Raw genomic sequence first — 5270 nt, 5'->3', positions numbered from 1 at the left:
CCCTTGCCGCGCGACACCGGCTTGGTGTCGCGGCGATCCCGGTCGTCCTCACGGGCGCGGCCGAAACCGGCGCCGGGGGCGCGGCTGGGCCGGGCCACTTCGGGCGTGGCGGGGGGCTGGTTCGGGGCGCCGCGCGCGGCGGGGGCGCCACGGCCCTCGGAGCGGTTTGCGCCGGGCGCCGGCCTGGGCGCCAGGGCGGAATAGCGGACGGTCTTGGTCGGCGCCGAGGACGGCGCGGCGGACGCGGGGGCGTCCGGGCGGCCGCTCATGGCGGCTTCGCGCGCGGACTGGCCGCCGAAGGCCGGCGGCTGGGGCCGTTCGCGCGGTGCGTCCTTGCGGGGCGCGCGCTGGCCGAAATTCACCTTGGGCGCGCGCTTGGGCGGCGCCGACAGGTCGGGCTTGGGCGCGGCCGGGGCGGCGGCGGGAGCCGGGGTCGGAGCCGGAGCCGCTTCGGTCTTCGCTTCAGCCTTGGGCGCGGCAGGCGCGGGCACGGCCTTCGCTTCGACCGGAGGGGCCTCGGCGGCCTTGGGCGCGGGCGCCTCGACCGGCTTGGCGATGGGCGCTTCGGCGGCGGCTTTCGCCGCGGCCTCGGCGTCCTTGCGGGCGGCGGCGTCGCGGGCGGCCTTCTCCTGCTCGGCGCGGGCCTGGGCCTCACGCTCGGCGCGTTCACGATTGGCCAGCTCGATGGCGCGGCGACGGGCCTCCATCTCCTCGGCGGACAGACCGCCGGGGCCCTCGGCGCGGGGCGCGGAAGGCGGCGCCGACGGCGCGGCGGGCGCGGGCCGGTTGCGGGCCACGTCGAAGCCCTGCGGACGCTGGACGCCCGGCGAGGCGCCCACACGGCGCTTGGTCTCGACGACCACGGTCTTGGACCGGCCGTGGCTGAAGCTCTGCTTCACCGTGCCGGTGGACACGGAGCCCGCCTGGCGCGGCCGCAGGCTCAGCGGCGCGCGCGGTCCCGTCGTGGAGGGGGTTCCGCCTTGCGGCTTGCCGTCGGTCTTGTTGTCGTTCTCGTCGCTCATCCGGTCGCTTTTACTCGCGGCGGTCACCCGCCCATTGGTTCAAAAAACACAAACAGCCGTGCGTGGTCTCGCTTCCCTCTCAGGAAACGGAACCGCGCCCGTCGAAGGCTCCCGCTGGCCCGCTCTCAGTCGCAGCGTCGGGCCGGTCCGAAGACCCGGCCTGACGCCAGTCCTGGGGTCGGAGCGGTCGAAATCCCGCCAGTCGCCCGACCTCCTGGGTCCAGCGATCAGCCCGCCCGCCCGCAAGCAGGACGCTATGTATCGCATTTTCCAGCCCCAGGGCCAAACCCAAATCTTCGACCGTGAAGGCGCCGCAGACTTCCGGGGGCCTGGGCTGGCGCGCGGCCAGGGCCAGAATCTTGCCGCGGCCGTCCGCCGCGCCGTCCGACGCCTCGATCACCCAGGCGGCCTGGCCGCCCCGGATCGCCGCCGCAGACTTCTCGAAGCCCGAGATAAGCGCGCCTTCGCGCCGCGCAAGACCCAGCTGGTCCAGACAGCGCCGCACCAGCAGCCGTTCGATCTGGTCGGCCAGGTCGGGCGCGGCCTTGAGGGGCGCCTTGGCGGCCCGGGCGAACAGGCCCTTGGCGGCGGCGGTGGAGACCGAAGCGCGGTCCGCCGCCACCCACAGGCCCCGGCCCGGCAGCTTGCGCGCCAGGTCGGGCACCACCGCGCCGTCCGGCCCGGCCACGAAGCGGATCAGGCGTGATTCATCCATGACCTCGCGGGTGACGAGGTCGCGGCGTTCACGCTCCGATGTGGCTGCGGCGAGACCCATGGACGGCTGCGGCTCCCATCACGCGTCGCGGGGTTGTTCGGGGTCTTCGGCGAAGACCTCCGCGTCGCCCTCGGCCGGCTCGGCCTGTTCGACACCCTCGTCGCCCTCGGCTTCGCCAGCGTCGTCGGCCTCGCCCACGGGAGCCTGGCTTTCGCCGCCGAACACGGCCTCGGCCTCGTCATAGGCTTCTTCCTCGTCGGCCTCGGGCTCCGGCTCGGGCTGGGGCAGCTCGGAGGCGTCGATCCAGCCGGCGGCCACGCGGGCCTGCAGGATCAGCATTTCGGCGTCTTCCTGCGGCAGGCTGAAGCTTTCCAGCACGCCCGGCACGCGCACGCGCTCGCCGTTCTTCACCTCGAAGCCGCCGCGGATCTCGTCGGTGGCCAGATCGGCCAGATCCTCGACCGTCTTGACGCCGCCTTCGCCCAGGGCGACGGCGATGGGCAGGGTCACGCCGGGGACTTCCAGCACGCCGTCCTCGACGCCAAGCTCCTTGCGCTTGTTGTCCAGCTCCGCAGCCTGGCGGCTCAGGTAATCGTTGGCGCGGGCCTGCAGCTCCTCGGCGGTCTCCTCGTCGAAGCCCTCGATGTCGGAGATTTCGTAGGCCTCCACGAAGGCCACGTCCTCGACGGTGGCGAAGCCTTCGGTGACCAGCAGCTGGGCGATGACCTCGTCCACGTCCAGGGCGTCCTGGAACAGCTGGGTGCGTTCGGCGAACTCGCGCTGGCGGCGTTCGGAGTCCTGGCTCTCGGTGATGATGTCGATCTGCCAGCCGGTCAGCTGGGAGGCCAGACGCACGTTCTGGCCGCGACGGCCGATGGCCAGCGACAGCTGCTCGTCGGGCACGACCACTTCCACGCGGCCGGCTTCCTCGTCGAGGACCACCTTGGCCACTTCAGCGGGGGCCAGGGCGTTGACGATGAAGGTGGGCTCGTCGGGGTTCCACTGGATGATGTCGATCTTCTCGCCCTGCAGCTCGGCGACCACGGCCTGCACGCGCGAGCCGCGCATGCCGACGCAGGCGCCGACGGGGTCGATGGAGCTGTCGTTGGAGAGCACGGCCATCTTGGCGCGCGAGCCGGAGTCGCGGGCGGCGGCGCGGATCTCGATGACGCCGTCGTAGACCTCTGGCACTTCCTGGGCGAACAGCTTGGCCATGAAGCCCGGATGGGCGCGGCTCAGCATGATCTGCGGGCCCTTCACCTCGGGGCGCACGTCATAGATGTAGGTGCGGATGCGGTCGCCGATGTTGAACACCTCGCGCGGGATGGACTGGTCGCGGCGCATGACGCCCTCGCCCCGGCCCAGATCGACGATGGTGTTGCCGTATTCCACGCGCTTGACCGTGCCGTTGACGATCTCGCCCACGCGGTCCTTGAACTCTTCGTACTGGTTGGCGCGCTCGGCCTCGCGGACCTTGCCCATGACCACCTGGCGGGCCATCTGGGTCTGCACCCGGCCGAAGTCGAAGGGCGGCAGCTCCTCGACATATTCCTTGCCCACCTCGGCCTCGGGGTCGCGCTTCTGCGCGTCCGTCAGGCGGACCATGGCGGAGTCGTTGAACTCCTCCAGCTCGTCCTCGGGCTGCCAGTCGTCCTCGACCACGGTCACGTGACGGGTCAGGGCCAGTTCACCGGTCTTGGGATCGATCTTGGCGCGGATATCGTGGTGCGCCCCGTAGCGCGACTTGGCGCCCTTCTGGATCGCTTCCTCGATCGCCTCGATGACGATCTCCTTGTCGATGTTCTTCTCCATGGCCACGGCGTTGGCGATGGAGAGCAGCTCCATGCGGTTGGCGGAGATTCCGGTGACAGCCATCAGGCTTCGTCCTCTGTTTGGTCAGGTTCGGGTTCGCCGCGAGCGCGGCGGATTTCCTCGCCCCGCTTGAGCAGGGCGTCGGTCAGGATGAGCTTGGCCTCGGACAGCCAGGCGAAGGGCAGAAGGGCGGTGTCGTCCTCGTTCTCGAGATCGACGGCCACCAGGGGATTGGCGCTGTCGGCGTCCTCGACCCCGGCCAGCAGGCCGCGGAAACGACGACGACCCTCGACCATGCGGTCGGTTTCGAGCCGGGCCTCGTGGCCTTCGAACAGCTGGAAGTCGATCAGGCGGGTCAGCGGCCGGTCGATGCCCGGCGAGGAGACCTCAAGCAGGTACTCGCCGGCGATGGGATCGGCGGCGTCCAGCACCTCGCTGATGGCCCGGCTGAGCCGCGCGCATTCCTCGACCGAGATGTCGTGGTCGCTGGGCCGTTCGGCCATGACCTGCAGCCGACGCCGCAGTGTCCCGCCCATCAGGCGCACCCGCACGACGTCCAGCCCCAGCGTTTCCGCGATGGGGTCCAGAAGCTCGATCAGCATGCGGTCTTCGGCCGTCTTCGCCCGCAAGGCCATGCACTCCAATAAAAAAGCGGCGGACCCTGCGGCCGCCGCTCCGAGAAGCGTCGTCCGACGCCCGTCGATAACGATGTGAGCGGCCGTATAGGCCAGTCCCGGGCGGTTGTCACCCCCACCGGCCGGTCCCGAACAGGGGAGTGATGCATCGCCGTCCGCCTGTGCTAGATTTTTCCCGGGAGGCGGCGCGGACGCCGCACAGGGACTGGAGAGCGTGTCATGCGCATGATGATTCTCGCGGCCGTCGGGCTGTCGGCCGTGGCGACCGGGGCGGTGACCCAGGAATGGACGCCGCATCAGGGCGAGGGCCTGAGCGCGGCGGCCCAGGCGCGCTGGCCGTCCGGCGCGATCCTGTTCGCCCGCTGCGATGCGGGCCAGCTGGCCCTGCTGGCGCCGCTGGCCGCGCCGATCGAGGGTGATCTGGTCCGCGTCGAATACGGCTTCGACGGCGCCGATCCGGTCGGGGAGAGCTGGTCCGTCTCGGGCGACGGCCGCACCGTCTTCGCCCGCAACCCGGGCCGCTTCGCCCGGGCCCTGATGGGCGCCTCCAGCCTGTCCCTGCATGTGGCCGGCGACAGCGGGCCGAGCCAGAGGTTCAATCTCGACCTGTCCGATCAGGCCGAACCCCTGGCGCGGACGCTCACGGCCTGCGGCGAGCGGCTGCAGGACCCCAGCGATGCGCTTCCGTTGATCACCAACCCCCAATGGGCCCAGCGCCCCAACGCGGCGATCATCCGCAATCTCTATCCGCTCGAGGCCGCCGCCGCGGGGCAGAGCGGTGTGGCGCACGCCGCCTGCGTCGCCCGCTGGGATGGGGTGCTGGAGGACTGCCGGCTGCTGTCCGAAACGCCCCGGGCCCTGGGCTTCGGCGAGGCCACCCTGGGCGCCGCCCGTCATCACCGGCTCGAGCCGGTCGCCCCCCAGGGATCGGACCCCCGGCGCGGCCTGGTGCACCTGTCGATCCGCTGGCAGGTGGGCTGACCACGAAGAAAGCAGATGCGCGTCCGGCTCTGTTCCGCTAGAGGAACCGCCGGACGCGGGCGTGGCGGAATTGGCAGACGCGCCGGACTCAAAATCCGGTTCCGA

General features: G+C 71.5%; 5 protein-coding genes. 1 reads left to right on the top strand and 4 read right to left on the bottom strand.

The window, feature by feature from the left end:
* The 4 genes from MBEBAB_RS14395 to rimP all read right to left on the bottom strand — a co-directional run.
* The coding region (locus tag MBEBAB_RS14395; RefSeq protein ID WP_045319453.1) for a translation initiation factor IF-2 associated domain-containing protein at positions 1-1022 on the bottom strand (1022 nt) is incomplete at its 3' end.
* Between the two features lie 79 nt (positions 1023-1101).
* Positions 1102-1797 carry an RNA-binding protein gene (locus tag MBEBAB_RS14390; RefSeq protein ID WP_021698716.1) on the bottom strand — a complete coding sequence of 232 codons (696 nt, stop codon included), beginning with the start codon at positions 1795-1797 and terminating at the stop codon, positions 1102-1104.
* A gap of 18 nt (positions 1798-1815) precedes the next feature.
* Positions 1816-3612 (bottom strand): transcription termination factor NusA, encoded by a 1797-nt coding sequence (gene nusA / locus MBEBAB_RS14385; protein ID WP_021698715.1) that lies wholly within the window; start codon positions 3610-3612, stop codon positions 1816-1818.
* Complete coding sequence (gene rimP, locus MBEBAB_RS14380) at positions 3612-4178, bottom strand: ribosome maturation factor RimP (protein WP_045319454.1); 567 nt, start codon at positions 4176-4178, stop codon at positions 3612-3614. The genes nusA and rimP overlap by 1 nt, the downstream gene beginning before the upstream one ends.
* A gap of 225 nt (positions 4179-4403) precedes the next feature.
* On the opposite strand from rimP, the gene MBEBAB_RS14375 reads away from it, so the two are divergent.
* Positions 4404-5165: an energy transducer TonB gene (locus MBEBAB_RS14375; RefSeq protein WP_021698712.1), complete on the top strand. Its 762-nt coding sequence runs from the start codon at positions 4404-4406 to the stop codon at positions 5163-5165.
* The last annotated feature ends 105 nt before the right edge of the window (positions 5166-5270 follow it).

The sequence above is a fragment of the Brevundimonas abyssalis TAR-001 genome, assembly GCF_000466985.1.
Taxonomy (GTDB): Bacteria; Pseudomonadota; Alphaproteobacteria; order Caulobacterales; family Caulobacteraceae; genus Brevundimonas; species Brevundimonas abyssalis.
This window is presented reverse-complemented; position numbering and strand designations above follow the sequence as displayed.